Source organism: Oceanithermus profundus DSM 14977 (genome assembly GCF_000183745.1).
In the GTDB taxonomy this organism is placed as follows: Bacteria; Deinococcota; Deinococci; order Deinococcales; family Marinithermaceae; genus Oceanithermus; species Oceanithermus profundus.
Genome location: NC_014761.1, coordinates 1,710,250 through 1,725,459 on the forward strand (window position 1 = coordinate 1,710,250; position 15,210 = coordinate 1,725,459).

General features: G+C 69.8%; 15 protein-coding genes and 1 other RNA gene. 2 read left to right on the plus strand and 14 right to left on the minus strand.

Translation table 11 applies throughout. From position 1 onward, the window contains the following. The 4 genes from pfkA to OCEPR_RS08570 are packed head-to-tail and all read right to left on the minus strand — an operon-like array spanning nucleotide 1 to nucleotide 2,890. On the minus strand, nucleotides 1–969 hold the full coding sequence (gene pfkA, locus OCEPR_RS08555) for a 6-phosphofructokinase (protein ID WP_013458318.1): 969 nt from the start codon (nucleotides 967–969) through the stop codon (nucleotides 1–3). Next, the gene (gene rsmI, locus OCEPR_RS08560; protein WP_013458319.1) at nucleotides 966–1,766 is read right to left on the minus strand and encodes a 16S rRNA (cytidine(1402)-2'-O)-methyltransferase; all 801 of its coding nucleotides are present in this window, start codon (nucleotides 1,764–1,766) and stop codon (nucleotides 966–968) included. Before rsmI ends, pfkA begins: the two co-directional genes overlap by 4 nt. 9 nt (nucleotides 1,767–1,775) lie before the next feature. Then, entirely contained in the window at nucleotides 1,776–2,636 is an 861-nt protein-coding gene (locus OCEPR_RS08565; RefSeq protein WP_013458320.1) for a DMT family transporter, read from the minus strand. Nucleotides 2,637–2,653: 17 nt separating this feature from the next. Next, on the minus strand, nucleotides 2,654–2,890 hold the full coding sequence (locus OCEPR_RS08570; RefSeq protein WP_013458321.1) for a DUF2905 domain-containing protein: 237 nt from the start codon (nucleotides 2,888–2,890) through the stop codon (nucleotides 2,654–2,656). A gap of 65 nt (nucleotides 2,891–2,955) precedes the next feature. Between OCEPR_RS08570 and OCEPR_RS08575 the strand changes: the two genes are divergently transcribed. Beyond that, nucleotides 2,956–3,774, plus strand: a complete 819-nt coding sequence (locus OCEPR_RS08575; protein ID WP_013458322.1) for a GNAT family N-acetyltransferase — start codon at nucleotides 2,956–2,958, stop codon at nucleotides 3,772–3,774. Here OCEPR_RS08575 and OCEPR_RS08580 read toward each other — a convergent pair. The 8 genes from OCEPR_RS08580 to OCEPR_RS08615 all read right to left on the minus strand — a co-directional run bounded on the left by OCEPR_RS08580 (nucleotide 3,771) and on the right by OCEPR_RS08615 (nucleotide 11,439). Next, nucleotides 3,771–4,676 (minus strand): ROK family protein, encoded by a 906-nt coding sequence (locus OCEPR_RS08580; protein WP_013458323.1) that lies wholly within the window; start codon nucleotides 4,674–4,676, stop codon nucleotides 3,771–3,773. The genes OCEPR_RS08575 and OCEPR_RS08580 overlap by 4 nt on opposite strands. Further along, nucleotides 4,657–4,899, minus strand: a complete 243-nt coding sequence (locus OCEPR_RS08585; protein ID WP_013458324.1) for a putative signal transducing protein — start codon at nucleotides 4,897–4,899, stop codon at nucleotides 4,657–4,659. The genes OCEPR_RS08580 and OCEPR_RS08585 overlap by 20 nt, the downstream gene beginning before the upstream one ends. Further along, nucleotides 4,896–5,141, minus strand: a complete 246-nt coding sequence (locus tag OCEPR_RS08590) for a putative signal transducing protein (RefSeq protein WP_013458325.1) — start codon at nucleotides 5,139–5,141, stop codon at nucleotides 4,896–4,898. The genes OCEPR_RS08585 and OCEPR_RS08590 overlap by 4 nt, the downstream gene beginning before the upstream one ends. Next, nucleotides 5,128–6,240 carry a M20 family metallopeptidase gene (locus OCEPR_RS08595; RefSeq protein ID WP_013458326.1) on the minus strand — a complete coding sequence of 371 codons (1,113 nt, stop codon included), beginning with the start codon at nucleotides 6,238–6,240 and terminating at the stop codon, nucleotides 5,128–5,130. Before OCEPR_RS08595 ends, OCEPR_RS08590 begins: the two co-directional genes overlap by 14 nt. A gap of 9 nt (nucleotides 6,241–6,249) precedes the next feature. Further along, complete coding sequence (gene rlmB / locus OCEPR_RS08600) at nucleotides 6,250–6,963, minus strand: 23S rRNA (guanosine(2251)-2'-O)-methyltransferase RlmB (RefSeq protein ID WP_013458327.1); 714 nt, start codon at nucleotides 6,961–6,963, stop codon at nucleotides 6,250–6,252. 124 nt (nucleotides 6,964–7,087) lie between these two features. After that, complete coding sequence (locus OCEPR_RS08605) at nucleotides 7,088–8,476, minus strand: ABC transporter permease (RefSeq protein ID WP_013458328.1); 1,389 nt, start codon at nucleotides 8,474–8,476, stop codon at nucleotides 7,088–7,090. 9 nt (nucleotides 8,477–8,485) lie between these two features. Then, the gene (locus tag OCEPR_RS08610) at nucleotides 8,486–9,487 is read right to left on the minus strand and encodes an ABC transporter permease (RefSeq protein WP_013458329.1); all 1,002 of its coding nucleotides are present in this window, start codon (nucleotides 9,485–9,487) and stop codon (nucleotides 8,486–8,488) included. Between the two features lie 80 nt (nucleotides 9,488–9,567). Next, complete coding sequence (locus tag OCEPR_RS08615) at nucleotides 9,568–11,439, minus strand: peptide ABC transporter substrate-binding protein (protein WP_013458330.1); 1,872 nt, start codon at nucleotides 11,437–11,439, stop codon at nucleotides 9,568–9,570. Nucleotides 11,440–11,553: 114 nt separating this feature from the next. Here OCEPR_RS08615 and OCEPR_RS08620 point away from each other — a divergent pair, with 114 nt between their 5' ends. Further along, nucleotides 11,554–12,708, plus strand: a complete 1,155-nt coding sequence (locus OCEPR_RS08620) for a M24 family metallopeptidase (protein ID WP_013458331.1) — start codon at nucleotides 11,554–11,556, stop codon at nucleotides 12,706–12,708. A 721-nt stretch (nucleotides 12,709–13,429) separates the two neighbouring features. Here OCEPR_RS08620 and OCEPR_RS08625 read toward each other — a convergent pair. Together OCEPR_RS08625 and ssrA are read right to left on the minus strand one after the other, a co-directional pair. Further along, nucleotides 13,430–14,743 (minus strand): APC family permease, encoded by a 1,314-nt coding sequence (locus OCEPR_RS08625; protein ID WP_041554135.1) that lies wholly within the window; start codon nucleotides 14,741–14,743, stop codon nucleotides 13,430–13,432. Between the two features lie 76 nt (nucleotides 14,744–14,819). Then, nucleotides 14,820–15,171: a transfer-messenger RNA gene (gene ssrA / locus OCEPR_RS12550) on the minus strand. Nucleotides 15,172–15,210 lie beyond the last annotated feature (39 nt).

Consider the following 15,210-nt stretch of genomic DNA (forward strand, 5'->3'; position numbering starts at 1 on the left):
CTACTCGGCCAGCACCGTCGCCAGGTCGTAGACGCTGCGGTCGATCGGCTTGCGCCGTTCCACCGCCTCGGCCAGCGGCGTGAGCGCGATCTCGCCCTCGACCTCCCCGAGCATCACCCCGCTGCTGCCCGAAACCAGCGTCTCGGCGGCCGCCGCCCCCAGGCGGCTGGCCAGCACCCGGTCGCGCGCGGTCGGCGAACCCCCGCGCTGGATGTGGCCCAGCACGGTGACCCGCCCCTCGAAGGGGTGGATCTGCTGCGCGGCCTTCATCAGCGTGTCGGCGCCGCCGGGGTAGGCCCCCTCGGCCACGACGATGATCGAGGAGTGCTTGCCCTTGGCCTCGGATAGCCGGATCTGCTCGGCGATCTCCTCGGGGCCGGTGGGGATCTCGGGCAGCGCGATCACCTCGGCTCCGCCGGCGAGCCCGACGTCGAGGGCGATGAAGCCGGCGTGCCGGCCCATCACCTCGATGAAGAAGACGCGCTCGTGGCTGGCGGCGGTGTCGCGGATGCGGTCGATGGCGTCCAGCGCGGTGTTGACCGCGGTGTCGAAGCCGATGGTGAAGTCGGTGCCGTAGAGGTCGTTGTCGATCGTCCCCGGCACCCCCACAATGGGGATGCGGTGCTCCTGGGTCATCTTGATGGCGCCGCGGAAGGTGCCGTCGCCGCCGATGGCCACCAGGCCGTCGATCTTCGCCTCGGCCAGCCGGCGCGCCGCCTCGGCGCGCCCCTCGGGCTCCAGGAACGCCTTGCTGCGCGCGGTACGCAAGATCGTGCCGCCGCGCTGGATGATGTTGGCCACGTCGCGCGGCGCCAGCGGAACGAACTCGCCCTCGATCATCCCCGCGTAGCCGCGTCGGATGCCCACCACCTCGACCTCGTTCGCCGCCGCCCAGCGCACCACCGCCCGCAGGGCGGCGTTCATGCCGGGGGCGTCGCCCCCACTGGTCATCACACCGATCCGCTTCATGCCTTCTCCTTTCGGTAGGCCCACTTGCGGGCCTCGTTGCGGGGCACGCTCCGGGCCTCGAGCGCCTCCGCCAGCGCCCGGCCGCCGAGCCCCTCGGCGGCGAGCTCCGCGGCCAGCGCCGCGGCGTCGGGGCGGTCTTCGGGAAGCTCGCGGGGCCCCAGGACGATCACGAACTCGCCGCGCGGCTTCCGGAACCGCGCAAGCGCTTCTTCGAGCCGGCCCCGCCAGATCTCCTCGTGCTTCTTGGACAGCTCGCGCGCCAGCGCGACCGGGTGGTCGGGACCGTAGATCGCCAGCAGGTCGGACAGCGTGCGCTCGAGCCGGTGGGGCGCCTCGTAGAGCACCACGGTGCGCGCCTCGCGCCTCAGGGCCTCGAGCCGCGGCCTGCGGGCGCGGCCGGTCGGCAGGAACCCTTCGAAGACGAACCGCGCCGTGGGCAACCCCGAGGCCACGAGGGCGGGCACGAAGGCCGTCGGCCCCGGCAGCACCTCGACGCGAAAGCCCCTGGCGAGCGCCCGCGCCACCAGCTCGGCGCCGGGGTCGCTGATGCCCGGGGTGCCGGCGTCAGAGGCGTAGGCCACGTAGGCGTGCTCCTCGAGCAGCCGCTCGGCGCGGTCCAGCGTGTGCTGGTCGACCCGAACCAGCGGCGTGGCGATGCCGTAGTGCCGCAGCAGCTTGGCCGTGCGCCGGGTGTCCTCGCAGGCCACCACCTCGGCCTCCTTCAGCACCTCGAGCGCCCGCAGCGTCACGTCGGCCAGGTGGCCGATCGGCGTGGGCACGAGCACCAGCTTGCGCATGGTCCCATCCTACCCGGCGGTGCGGCCCCGTTCGGCCGCCGCAGCGCTCCACTGCACCACCGCGACGGCCAGCACCACCAGCGCGCCCCCGACCAGCCCCCGCAGGCCGAGCACCTCGCCCAGCACGAAGTAAGCGAAGGTCGCCGCCCAGACGGGCTCCATCGAGTAGATCACCGCCGCCTCGGGCGCGCTCACGCTGCGCTGGCCCACGGCCATCAGCCAGGTCGTGAGCGCGGTGGCGGCCACCCCCAGGTAGAGCACCGCCGCCCAGGGGACCGCAAGCCCCGCCAGCGCCGCCAGGTCGCCGCTCACCCAGGCCCAGGCGCCCACGAAGAGGCTGAGCCCCACGAGCTGGGTGAGGCTGAGCACGAAGGCGTCGTGCGTGCGGGTGTGCAGCTCCAGCCGCAGAATGTAGACCGCGTAGGTCACGGCGGTGGCCAGCGTCCAGAGGTCGCCCGCGTTCGGCGGGCTGCCGTCGTAGGCGAGCATGCCCACCCCCACGAAGCTGGCCAGGGCTCCGAGCCAGACCCAGACGGGCACGCGCCGGCCCGCGAGGCCCGCGATAACCGGCACCAGCACCACGCTGAGCGCGGTGATGAAGGCGCTGCGCCCGGCGGTGGTGTAGAGCAGGCCGATCGTCTGGGTGGCGTAGCCCAAAAAGGCCCAGAAGGCCAGGTCCAGGCCCGGACCCCAGGCGCCGCGGGCCCGCTTCCAGAAGGGCAGGAAGAAGGCTGCGCCCACCAGGAAGCGGAGCAGCATGAGCAGGCTGGGCGGAAACTGCTCGAGCGCCCCCTTGACCACCACGAAGGTCGAGCCCCAGATCAGCGTAACGAAGGTGAGCGCAAGAAGCCCGCGCAGGTGGGCGTTCACGGTGCCCAGTGTACACGCTAGCGCGAAAGGGCGGCGAGCAGCCACAGCGCCAGGTTGAGCCCCAGGGTGAGGATCAGGCTGACGAGCAGCATGGAGGTGACGGGGACGAAGACCCGCACGCCGTCGCGCTCGAAGCGCAGGTCGCCCGGCAGGTGGCCGAACCAGCCGAAGAGCGCCGGCCACCACCAAAGCAGCAACCCGGCAAAGACGATCAACAGCCCCACGGCCACCAGCCAGCGGCCCAGCTCGCTCATGCCCTCATTATGGCGTGCTGGAGGGGTTCTTTCCAATCCCGCCGCCGAGCGGGTAACGTAGGTTCATGATCGAAGTGCGCGAGGCGAGCGGCACCGAAGAGGTGATGTTGACCGAGGACCTGCAGATCGCCGCCTGGGGGTTCAGCGAGCGCGAGATCGCGCCGCACTCGGCGCTGGTGGCGAGCCAGCACTCGGGCGGCCTCGTCGCCCTGGCCTGGGCCGGGGGCGAGGCCGTGGGCTTCGTCTGGGGCTTCCCGGCCTTTGAGGGCGGCCGCGTCTGGCACCACTCGCACCAGATGGGCGTGCGCCCCGACTGGCAGGGCAAGGGGGTGGCGCTGGCGCTCAAGCGCTACCAGCGCCGCTGGGCGCTGGAGCGCGGCTACGACCTGGTCACCTGGACCTTCGACCCGCTGCTCACCAAGAACGCGCGGTTCAACCTCGGAAAGCTCGGCGCCTGGGCGGGCCGCTACTTCCCCGACTTCTACGGCCTGCGCACCGGCCTGTACGCGGGCATCCCCGCGGACCGGCTGCTCATAAGCTGGGAGCTCGAGCACCCGCGGGTGCGCGAGCGGCTGGAGCGCATCCCGCCCCCGCCCGAACCCGAAGGGGAACCCCTGGCGCTCACCCGGGGGGAGGGCCTGGGCCTGGTCCCCGAGCGCCTGCTCACCCCGAGCGCCCCGCGCGTCTACCTGGAGGTGCCGCCCGACCTCGACGCCCTCAAGGCCAGCGACCTGGGCCTCGCCGAGGCCTGGCGGCTCTTCACCCGCGAGGCCTTCACCTGGGCCTTCGCCCACGGTTACCGTGCGGTGGATCTGGCCCGCCGGGGGCCGCGGGTCTTCTACCAGCTCGAGCGCCCAGGGGACCCGGCCGGCCGCAGCGGCTAAGGGCCTTCCGGAGCCAGCGCGCGCGCCGCCAGCGCCGCGCCGATCACGCCCGCGTCCTCGCCCAGGCGCGCAGGCAAAAGCGGGGCGGTGCGCCACCCCGCCGCGTGGCGCTCGAAGGCCCGGCGCACGCGCTCGAGCCAGACCTCGCCGCCGCCGAGGGCCACCCCACCGCCGACGACGACGACCTCCGGATCCCACAGCTTCTGAGCGTCCGCGAGCGCCTGGCCCAGGTAGTCCGCGGCGGCCTCGACGATGCGCGCGGCCTTGGCCTCGCCGGCGCGCCAGCGCGCGAACAGTTCGGGCGTGTCCAGGGGTTCGGCGTAGGCGTAGCTGGCATCGCGCGCCAGCGCCCGCCCGCTCGCCACCGCCTCCAGGCAGCCGGCGTTGCCGCAACCGCAGACCGGACCCCCCGGCAGGACGGTGAGGTGGCCGAACTCGCCCGCCTGGCCGTAGGCGCCGCGCCAGACGCGGCCGTCCGCCACCAGGCCGCCGCCGATGCCGGTGGAGACGGTCACGAAAAACGAGCTCGCCGCGCCCCGGGCCGCGCCCAGGTGGTGTTCGGCCAGCGCCGCGGCGTTGGCGTCGTTCTCGAGCGCCACGGGGCGCTGCAAGGCCTCCTCAAGCCGCGCGCGCAGGGGAACGTCGCGGAACCGCGCGATGTTGGGCGCGAAGACGACGACGCCGCGCTCGTAGTCGATGGGGCCCGGGGTGCCCACCCCCACGGCCGTCACCGGCGCCCCGGCCTCGGCCAGCGCCTCGTTGGCCGCCGCGATCATCGCCTGCAAGACGGCCTCCGCACCCTCCCGGGGGGTCGTGATGCGGCCGCGTTGGATCAGGCGTCCGCCTTCGAGCACCCCCAGGGCGATCTTGGTGCCCCCCAGGTCAATCCCGAGCGTCGCCACCCGCGTCCTCCAGCAGGGCGCGCGCCTCGGCCTCGGCCGCCTCGGGCACCCAGACCCCCACGGGGCCGGTGGCCTCGGGCAGGATGCCGGCGAAGTCGGCGTAGGGCCCGAAGACGCGCGCGGCGATGCCCGCCTCGCGCAGCCGCCGCACGATCGGTTCGGCCAAGACCGGCTCGCATTCGAGCAGCATCACGTAGTCGGTGCCGGCGTGACGCCTCTTCACGCCTCTTCGTCCTCCAGACGCAGGAGCCGGCGGGCGTGCTCGAGCTGGTCCTCGGGCACCCACAGCGAGGTCGGCGTCATCGTGGGCAGCATCCCCTCCAGCTCCACCGGCGGCCGCTCGATCTCGGCGGGAATGCCGGCGGCGCGCAGCTCGGCGGCGAAGCCGTCCACGATGGGGCGCTCTCCGAAGAGCAGGAAAGCGTAGACCCGCCCCCCGATCCGTTTGGTCCTAGGCGTTTCCATGCAACACCTCCAGGAGCCGGCGCGTCAGGCGCGCGTACAGCGCCCGGGCGCGTTCCAGCTCGTCCACGGGCACGCGTTCGCGCGTGGTGTGGGCCAGCTCGGGGTCGCCGGGGCCCAGCCCCAGCACCACGGCGCCGCTCGCAGCCAGGTAGGGCGCGTCGGTGGTGAACCACCAGACGCCGGCCTCCTCCTGCCCCAGCTCGGCCAGGGCCGCCTGCAACAGAGGATGGTCCGCGGGCACCAGGTGCGGCGGGAAGACCATGGGGTAGCGCATCGTCACCTCGCCGCTGGCGCGTTCGGTCTCGGGTACGTAGACGGAGGCGTCGCCCGCGATCAGGCGCAGGCGCTCGAGGATCGCCTCGGGATCCTCGCCGGGCACGAAGCGGTAGTCCACGCAGACCTGGGCCAGACCCGGCACCACGTTGGTGGCCCGGGGGCGGCTCTCCACGTAGGTAGGGGTGCAGCTCGCCCGCCCCAGCTCGGGGTGCTCGGCGGTCTCGAAGGCCTCGAGCGCAGCCAGGAACCGCCCCAGGTCGGGCAGGGGGTTGCGACCCAGCTCGGGGCGCGCGGCGTGCGCCAGCCGCCCCTCGTAGTCGGCCCAGACCTCGATCCGGCCGCGGTGTCCGCGCATCAGCCGGTTGTTCGAAGGCTCCCCCAGGATCGCCGCGTCGGCCCGGAGCCGTTCGGCGGCGAAGCGGCTGCCGAGGCCGCCCACCTCCTCCTGCACCACCGCTAAAAAACGCACCCGGCCCGGCGGCGGATCCTTCGCCAGGTCCGCCATCGCCCCCAGCATGGCCGCGAGCGCCCCCTTCATGTCCACCGCCCCGCGGCCCCAGAGCTCGCCCTCCGCCACCTCGCCCGCGAAGGGCGGGTGCGGCCAGGCGTCGGGCTCGCCCGCCGGCACCACGTCCATGTGGCCGGTGAGCAGCACCTCGAAGGGGCCCTCGCCCAGGGCGAACTCCACGTTGCCCGCGTCGTCGAGCTGGGGCCGGAAGCCCAGGGCCTCGGCCTCTTCCATCAGCACCCGAGCGGCCGGGGCCTCGCCGCCCGAGGGGCTTTCGGCGCGGATGAGCCGCGCGGCGGTCTTGACGACGTTCATACCCCCATCCTACCCGCGCCGGGCCGCCAGGGCCCAGTGGACGGCGATCCCCGCCGCCACCGCGGCGTTCAGGCTGGGGGTGCGCCCGCGCAGGGGGATGTGCACGAGCTGGTCGCAGCGGTCGCGCACCAGCCGGCGCAGGCCCGAGCCCTCCGAGCCGATCACCCAGGCCAGCGGCCGCTCGTAGTCGGCCTCCTCGAGCGCCACCTCGCCCTCGCCCGCCAGGCCGTAGACCCAGACGCCGGCCTCCTTGAGCTCCTCGATGTAGCGCGGCAGGTTGGGCACCTGCACCACCGGCAGGTGCCGCGCCGCGCCCGCCGAGGCCTTGACGGCCACCGGCGAGAGGGGGGCGCTGCGGCGCGTCTCGCTCACCACCCCGTGCGCCCCCAGCGCCTCGGCGCTGCGCAGGATCGCGCCGTAGTTGCGCGGGTCGGTGATGCCGTCGAGCAGCACCACGAGCGGCAGCTCGCCGCGCTTGTGGGCCAGGCGCAGGGGGGCGTCGGGCTCGGCCAGCCGGATCGCCTCGATCTCGGCCACGATGCCCTGGTGGTGGGTCGTGCGCACCAGCTGGTCGAGCTCGATGCGGGGCACCAGCTCGTAGGGAATGCCCGCGTCCTCGAGCTTCTTCAGGAACTTGCGCTCGACGCCGCGGGCCACCAGCACCCGGCGCACCCCGCCTTCGCGCGCGGCCTCGAGCACCGGATTGCGACCGTAGATCCACATGCCCCCAGCCTACCGCGACGGCGGCAAAAGGGCCCGCGGGGGGTTCCCCCCGCGGGCCCTGGCCGAACCCACCGAACTGCGTACCGCTCACTACGTACTACGCACTACGTACCACGCACCATTCTCACAGCTGACTGCGCGGGTCCAGCGCGTCGCGCAGGCCGTCGCCCATGTAGTTGAAGGCCAGCACCGTGATCAGGATCATCAACCCCGGGTAGATGGCCAGGTGGGGCGCGTAGAAGATGAAGTCCTGCGCCCCGGTGAGCATGTTGCCCCAGGTCGGCACCGGCGGCTGGATGCCGAAGCCCAGGAACGAGAGCGCCGCCTCCACCAGGATGGCCGTGCCCACCGCCAGGGTGGCGTCGACGATGATCGGCGCCAGGGTGTTGGGCACCAGGTGGCGGAACATGATGCGCGGCTCGCTCGCGCCCAGCGCGTAGGCGGCCATCGAGAACTCCTGCTCGCGCAGGCTCAGGATCTGGCCGCGCACCAGCCGCGCCGAGGTGATCCAGCCGAAGATGATCAGGATGCTGATGATGATGAAGACCGAGGCCGACTCCCCGAACACCCCCTGCGCCAGCCGCCCCAGCGGCGAGCGCGAGTCGTTCAGGAAGGCCGAGAGCACCAGCAGGAGCGGCAGCGTCGGGATCGAGAGCATGAAGTCGATCAGGCGGCTGATCACGATGTCCAGGTCCAGCTTCAGCTGCCCGACCAGGCCCCAGACCACCAGCACCAGCGCGGCGGCCCCGCCGATCACCAGGCCGGCGGTGGAAAGCGCGCCGTTCAGGCCGCCCTCGCCGATCGCGGGCAGCGCCAGGGTGCGGGTGATGTCCCAGATCAGCCAGGCCGTGCCCCCCAGGATGCCCCAACTCAGCACGGTCCAGGTCATGCGGCTCAGGTGGGCGCCGAAGACGCCGAAGAGGTTGAGCGCGAGCACCCCCAGCGCGACCAGCAAGGCGGCGAGCCAGAACGCGCCGGTCTGCCCCGCGGCCGCCAGCGAGACGAGCAGGCCCAGCCCCGCAAAACCGAGCGCCAGCGCCAGGCCGAAGGCGGCCAGGCTGCCCTCGGCCACGATCTCCCGCAGGCGCCTGGAAAAGGGACCCGCGTAGAAGTCGAAGGGGCGCCCCGAGAAGAAACCCGCGAGCGCACCGATGATGGTGCCGATGATGACGCTCACGATCGCCACCGAAAAACCGACCAGCAGCGAGATGCGCCCGCCGAAGAGGATGCGCGAGAACACGTCGCGGCCCAGCTCGTCGGTGCCGAGGAGGTGACCCGGCGAGCCGGGCGGGAGGAAGTAGAAGGCCTTGAGGTTGGCCCCGGAGGGCTGCTCGTTGGGGTCGGGGATCCAGCCCAGCGAGACCAGCAGCGGCGCGGCCAGGCTGGCCGCGACCAGGATCACGATGACGACCATCGAGACCTGGGCCATCCGGTGCTTGCGGAAGCGGCGCCAGGCCAGGTGCCAGGTGGACTCCCCGCGTTCGATCTTCTTCACGTTCACGTTGCTTGCCACGGTCGCCTCCTAGTTGTAGCGGATGCGGGGGTCCACCACCGCGTACGCCAGGTCCGCCAGCAGGTTGAACAGCGCCGTCAGGAAGGCCAGGAAGACGAGCGCCGCCATGGCCACGTTGTAGTCCTTCTCGAGTAGCGAGTCAAAGAGTGCGCGCCCCATGCCGGGCCAGGAGAAGATCGTCTCGGTGATCACCGCCCCGCTGAACAGCCCGGGGATGGCCAGGCCCACGAGGGTGACGATCGGAATCAGGGCGTTGCGCAACGCGTGCTTGTAGATCACCACCCGCTCGCTGAGCCCCTTGGAGCGCGCGGTGCGGATGTAGTCCTGCTGCAGCACTTCGAGCATCGAGGAGCGGGTGAATCGGGTCCAGCCGGCCATCGAGAGCACCGAAAGGGTGAAGACGGGCAGGACCAGGTACCAGGCGCGGTCCTTGAGGTAGGCCCACCAGCCCACGGTGTCGGGGCTCATCCCCGGCGAGACGAACCCGCCCGCCGGGAAGATGGGTTCGAAACGGCCCAGCCGCTCGGGCAGCCAGACCGCGAAGAGCAGCATCAGCATGATGCCGAGCCAGAAGACCGGGGTGGAGTAGCCGACGAACGAGAAGAAGGTCACCACGTAGTCGGCGATCGAATACTGCCGCACCGCCGAGAAGACCCCCACGGGTATGGCGACCGCCAGCGCCAACAGGAACGACAGCCCCGTGAGCAGCAACGTGTTCTGCATGCGTCCGTAGATGAACTGGGCCGCGGGCTGCGCGTAAGTGCGCGAAAGCCCCAGGTCCCCCTGGAGCGCGCGCCCCAACCACTTGAAGTAGCGGATGTGGATCGGCTGGTCGAGGCCGTAGGCGGCCTTGAGCTTGGCGATGTCCTCCTGGGTCAGGTGGGGGTTCTGAAAGATCAGGCCTTCGAGCGGATCGCCGGGCTGCAGGGCCACCAGCGTGTAGATGGCCAGGGAAACAAAAAAGAGCAGCGGGATCATCTGCAGAAGACGCCTGAGGGTGTACGCGATCATGTGAAGATTCTCCTCTTCCCTTGTTTTGCTTCAGAAATTCGTGGCCGCGCCGTCGGCGCGGCCACGATGGGATCCAAAGGTTACTGTTCCAAAGCGCTGATGCCGTACTTGGCCTGATCGAAGACCTGCTGCGCGCCGTTTTCGGCCCAGCCGATCAACCAGGCGTTGGTGGTGGGGTAGCCGAAGCTGCCGAAGTAGGTGCTGGAGACGAAGTTGACCAGGCCCTTCTTGACCACCAGCGGGTTGGAGCGCCAGTAGAAGGGCAGGGCGGGCAGCTCCTCGGCCCAGATCTCCTGCATCTTCTGCCAGTACTGCTTGCGCTTGGCGGCGTCGAACTCGATCATCGCCTTGGCGCGGAGCTGGTCGAACTCCTCGTTGCACCAGCCGAAGTTCACGCCGGAGTAGTTGTTCTCGGGCGTGGGCACGTAGGTTTCGCCGGTGATGTAGTCCTTGCAGGTGAAGACGCCGGCGTCGTCGACGATGCCGAAGAGCCAGGCGAACTCGAAGAGGCCCTTCCAGCTGCCGTCGTAGGCCTTGGAGAAGAAGTCGTTGGAGAAGACGACCGAGGAGGGGGCGTTGTTGATCTTGACCTTGATGCCGACCTTCTTCAGGTCGTTCTGGAAGAAGACCTGGGTGCGCTCACGGATGCGGTTGCCCGCGGTCGTCACGTATTCGATCTCGAACTTGACCGTGCGGCCGTCGTCGGTCTTGCGCTCGAGGTAGCCGTCGCCGTCGAGGTCCTTCCAACCCAGCTCGGCCAGCAGCTGCTTGGCCTTCTCGGGGTCGTAGGGGTACTTCTTGACGTCCGGGTTGGCGTTCGGGTCGGCGAAGTGGACCCAGGTGTCGGCCACCGGCTGCAGACCGTCGAAGAAGGCGTCCACCAGACCCTGGCGGTTCATGGCGTAGAGGATCGCCTGGCGGGTCTTGGGGTTGTCGAGCATCAGGTCCTTGACTTCCTGGACGTTGCCGAACTTGTTGACCTCGGCGTGCTCCCAGATCACGCCCGGAACCGCCCAGATGTCGAAGCGGCCCTCGGCGCGGCGGACGAGCTGGGGCGCCCGCGCCTGGTCGAAGGTGAGCGCGACCGAGGAGGTGGCGTCGATGCCGCCGCCCAGGATGGCCACGAGCAGGGCGTTGGTGTCACCGATGAAGCGGTAGGTGACCTTCTGCACGTACTTGTCCGCGCCGCCCGGAGGGGTGATGAAGAACTTGGGGTTGCGCACCATCTCGAGGCTGCTGCCCGGCACCCACTTCTTGAGGGTGAAGGGGCCCGAGTAGACCATGCTGCCCTTGTTGAGCGCGTTGGGCGTGGCGAACTTGGAGACGAAGCCCTGGAAGAGCTCGGTGATCTTGGCCGCGTCCTTCTCGGGGTCGAGCTTGGCGATCTCGGCCTTGGTCTTCTCCCACTCGCCCTTCATGACGTGCGCGGGGGCGATCCCGATCGCGGAGCCCACGAGGTCGTAGAAGTAGGCGGGCTCGAAGCTGACCGTGAAGTTGCGGTCGTCCTGCACCGAGAGCTTCACCCGGTTCCAGTACGAGGGGTCCTGCACCGGAGCGCCGGGGTACTTGCCCACCTCGTAGAAGAAGGCCACGTCGGCCGAGGTGATGGGGACGCCGTCGGACCAGAAGATGTCGTCGCGCAGGGTGTAGTGGATGTCGATGCGCTTCTTGCCCTCGCCCAGGTCGGTCACCTTGACGCGCCCGTTCTCGGTGGTGGGCACCTCGGTGGCCAGGTAGGGCTGGTCGTTGCCGTCGATGTCGATGTACTCGAGCCCCGCCCAGAGGAAGTTCTCGATCTCGCTGGCGATGGCGGCGCTGCTCACGAAGGCCCAGGCGTCCCCGAGGACGCGCGGCTCCTGCGAAGCGCCGACGACCAGACTGTTGTCCCTCGGTCCGGCGAGCGCCAGACCCGCTGCAGCTACTAGCCCAAGAGTAAGAAGAATTCGCTTCATACTCCTCCTTTCCGGGGTTTGCGGCCCCATATCCATGGCGATGGTTTCACCGCTTTTATTATACGGAGCACCGCTGGAAACGCAATAAAGAACGTTTCGGCCTATGCTGGTCTCATGGATCCGCAGATTCTACGTCAGGCCCTAGGCGCAGCAGGGCTGCCCGCTTGGCTCTTCTACAGCTTTGGCGCGTCGAACCCGCTGGCGCTGGAGGCCCTGGAGCTGGGCCGGGCGCACCTGACCCGGCGCTTCGCCTACCTGGTTCCGGCCGCGGGTGAGCCGCGGCTGCTCGCCCACCGCCTGGAGCTCGAACGCTTCGACCACCTGCCCGGTGAACGCCTCCCCTACGCCCGCTGGCAGGAGTTCGACCGGGGGCTCGAGCACCTGCTCGAAGGCGTAACGCGCGCCGCCCTCGACTACCAGCCGGGCGCCCGCATCCCCTACCTCTCCCGCGTCGACGCCGGCTTCGTCGAGCGGGTGCGGGCCCTGGGCGTAGAAGTGGTGAGCGCGGCCCTGCCGATGCTGCATTTGCAGACCTGGAGCTCAGACGACCTGGCCGCCCACCGCCGCGCCGCCGCGGTACTGCACGAAGCCCGGGACGCCGCGCTGGCGTTCTTGCGCGCGCGTCTGCCGGACGACCCCCCGCGCGAGCTGGAGGTGCAGCGGGTCATGCTGGACGTCTTCGGGAAACGCGGCGTCGAGTACGACCACCCGCCCATCGTGGCCTTCGGCGCGCACGCCGCCCGCCCCCACTACACCCCCCAAGCCGGAAGCGACGCCGCCCTGCGGCCCGGCGACGTCGTCCTCCTCGACCTCTGGGCGCGCGAGCCCGGCGGGGTCTACGCCGACATCACCTGGATGGCCGGCTGGCAGGTTTCGCCCGAAGCCTTGCAGGCCTGGGAAGCGGTGGCGGCCGCGCGCGACCGTGCGGTGGCGTTGGTGCGTGAGGCCTACGCGGCCGGCCGCCATCCGGCCGGCTGGGAGGCCGACCGCGCCGCCCGCGAGGTGCTGGAGGCGCGCGGCTTCGGCGAATGCGTGCTCCACCGCACCGGCCACCACCTGGGGCGCAGGGGTCCCCACGGCAGCGGCACCCACCTGGACGATTTCGAGAGCCACGACACCCGCCCCCTCATTCCCGGACTCGCCTTCACCGTGGAGCCCGGCGTCTACCTGGAGGGGCGGTTCGGAATCCGCAGCGAGATCGACGTCTTCCTGCACGAGTCCGGGCCCGAGGTGACGACGGAGGTGCAGGGTGAGATGGACGTGCTTTGATGGGAAGAAAATTACGCCTCTAGCTCGAGATTTATGAAGAAACTGTGCGTAGTACGTGGTTCGTAGTACGTCGTATGGGGCGTGTTCGTGTGCCCGCCCGTGGTGTTGGTGGTGGACGCTGGCCAAGACGGAACGACCGCGCCCAAACGTTTGGCAACGGTAGGGGCTTTTTAAGACGCCGTCAGACGAAGACGGAGCGGTCACCATGCTTTAAGCTCTGGATTCCAGCTCGCGCAGGCCTCCGGCCTGCTTGGCTGGAATGACGAAGCAAGTTCGATTTGACCCAAACATATTCTCGTCATCCCAGGCAAGCGGCGAAGCCGCGCGACCTGGGATCCAGACCGAGTCACCGACCCGTGGTTGAAGCTGCGCCAACATTCCGATGAATAAGCGACGATATTCAGGGACAACGAAATCTCGGTTTTATGTACAGCATGGACCCCGGATCTCCCTCGGCTATTAGCCTCGGTCGTCCGGGGATACGTTGTTGTTCAGGAAAAAAGAAGTTGTTCGTGTCCCCGGCCAAGGGGCGTAGCGACCGCGAGCGGGCCTGTCCCGGACTTGGTCCGAGGGCCCAGGCCGTGCATGACGCTACGGCCATGTCGCCTTGAACAGCGCGTCCTGGCGGCGCAGCGGCCCCGGCGTGGCGCTGGCGGAAACGCCCCCTGCAGTAACGAAACCGTGTTGTGGGAACGGGACGATCGACGCGCCCGCGCGAACCCTAGCCGCCTGCGTTCCGCCGGCGAATGGCCCTGCGCGTCAACCCCCGGTAGACGGCCTCGAACACCAGGGCCAGCGCGAAGGCGGCGAAGGTGGCCCAGAAGGCGGCGCGCCCCTGGTTCCACTGGTAGACCTGCAGCACCCCGAACACCGAAGCCACCACCACGAAGGAGAGCACCACGAACCAGGGCCGCCCGTCGGCCTGGCCGGTCCGCAGCAGGCGGTAGTGGGCCACGAAGACGAACAGGTAGATCATGATCATCACCGAGCTGGTGATGCCGGCGATGCCCGAAAGGTCGAAGGCGAGGGCGAACAGCAAACCCAGGATCGCGGTCGCGTACAACCCCTCGGTGGCGCTGAACCAAACCTTGCGTTCGAAGGCCGCCGGCAGCTCACCCTGCCGCGCCAGCGCGTAGGCAATGTTGGCCCCGCCGTAGAGGGTGGCGTTGAGCGCGGAGCTGATGGAGAACAACGCCCCCAGCGAGACCAGCACGTAGCCGAAGGCGCCCAGAAACGGCTTGGCCGCCTCGGCCAGCGCGTACTCCTCGGCCTTCAACAGGTCAGGTAGGGCCACGTTGCCCACGGCCACCAGGGCGACCGAGACGTACACGACGCTGACGATGAGGATGCTCAGGTATATGGCCCGGGGTACGTTCACCTCCGGGTTTTCCAGGTTCTCCGAGGCGTTGGTGACGAGGCCGAAGCCCATGTAGGAGAGGAAGAAGATGGCCGCGCCGTAGAGTGTGCCCCGCAGGTGCACCGGATCGAAGCGGGGGGTCACCCAGTCGGGGTGGACGGTCCAGATCCCCAGGACCACGAAGACGCCCAGCACCGAAAGCTTGATCAGCACGATCCAGAACTCGGCGCGGCCCACGGCTTTGGAACCGAAGAAGTTGAGCGCGGTGAACGCGGCCACCACCCCGGCTTCGACCAGCCCCTGGGCCAGGCCGGCCACGGGCAGGTGCACGAGCGGCAGGAAGTACCCCGCGAAGCCCTTGGCGAAGAGCGCGATGGAAACGACGAAGCTGAACCAGAACAGGATGGCCAGCGCACCGGTGACCACCGAATCGCCGACGCCGCGAACGATGAACTCGATGGGGCCGGCGTTGGAAACGTAACGCTTGCCCAGGTGGGCGTAGGAGTAGGCCACGAAGAGGGCGAGCAGTCCGCTGAGGACGAAGACGAGCGGGAGGTTGGGCCCGGCGATCTTGGCCCCCAAACCCAGCATCGTGAAGATGCTGGCGCCGATCATTGTGCCCACGGCCATGGCCACGGCCTCCCACAGCCCCATCGCGTTCCCCCGGGTCGGTTTCATATCTGCATTCTAGAGGCGCAGCGTCAGGCCGCCGGCCCCAAAAGAAGCGCCCGCCCCGAGGGGCGGGCCGGCGATCTGGTGGAGGCGGCGGGACTCGAACCCGCGTCCGAGAGCCTATCCAGTGGGCGTCTACGAGCGTAGTCCGCGTTTCAGGTTCTCGGTCCTGCCTTGGCCCGCGGACGGGCGGTCAGGACCCAGCTCCGTGGAATTTCGCCTCGGGTTACGGAGCCTCGCCCTTGGCTAGCCGGCTTTAGTGTCGTCCGCTGCCCGAGCCACCGGCCGGGCTTGACAGGGACGTGGCGGGGTTAAGCCGCCAGAGCGTAGTTATCGTTGCCAGTTATTGGCGTTGCCGGTGTTTTACGAGGCCTCCGGCACCTCGGCTCGCAGCCTCACCTTCAAGGGCCCCCGTCGAACCCAGGATCGCCCCCTTGATACGTGCAACGAACCTACGCAATGTGATTCTATCA

Excerpts from the sequence above, each read along its gene's own strand:
- OCEPR_RS08620 (WP_013458331.1), top strand. The coding sequence starts at position 11,554 with ATGGATCCGCAGATTCTACGTCAGGCCCTAGGCGCAGCAGGGCTGCCC.
- OCEPR_RS08610 (WP_013458329.1), bottom strand. The coding sequence starts at position 9,487 with ATGATCGCGTACACCCTCAGGCGTCTTCTGCAGATGATCCCGCTGCTC.
- rsmI (WP_013458319.1), bottom strand. The coding sequence starts at position 1,766 with ATGCGCAAGCTGGTGCTCGTGCCCACGCCGATCGGCCACCTGGCCGAC.
- rlmB (WP_013458327.1), bottom strand. The coding sequence starts at position 6,963 with ATGTGGATCTACGGTCGCAATCCGGTGCTCGAGGCCGCGCGCGAAGGC.
- pfkA (WP_013458318.1), bottom strand. The coding sequence starts at position 969 with ATGAAGCGGATCGGTGTGATGACCAGTGGGGGCGACGCCCCCGGCATG.
- OCEPR_RS08615 (WP_013458330.1), bottom strand. The coding sequence starts at position 11,439 with ATGAAGCGAATTCTTCTTACTCTTGGGCTAGTAGCTGCAGCGGGTCTG.
- OCEPR_RS08590 (WP_013458325.1), bottom strand. The coding sequence starts at position 5,141 with ATGGAAACGCCTAGGACCAAACGGATCGGGGGGCGGGTCTACGCTTTC.
- OCEPR_RS08575 (WP_013458322.1), top strand. The coding sequence starts at position 2,956 with ATGATCGAAGTGCGCGAGGCGAGCGGCACCGAAGAGGTGATGTTGACC.
- OCEPR_RS08595 (WP_013458326.1), bottom strand. The coding sequence starts at position 6,240 with ATGAACGTCGTCAAGACCGCCGCGCGGCTCATCCGCGCCGAAAGCCCC.
- OCEPR_RS08625 (WP_041554135.1), bottom strand. The coding sequence starts at position 14,743 with ATGAAACCGACCCGGGGGAACGCGATGGGGCTGTGGGAGGCCGTGGCC.
- OCEPR_RS08570 (WP_013458321.1), bottom strand. The coding sequence starts at position 2,890 with ATGAGCGAGCTGGGCCGCTGGCTGGTGGCCGTGGGGCTGTTGATCGTC.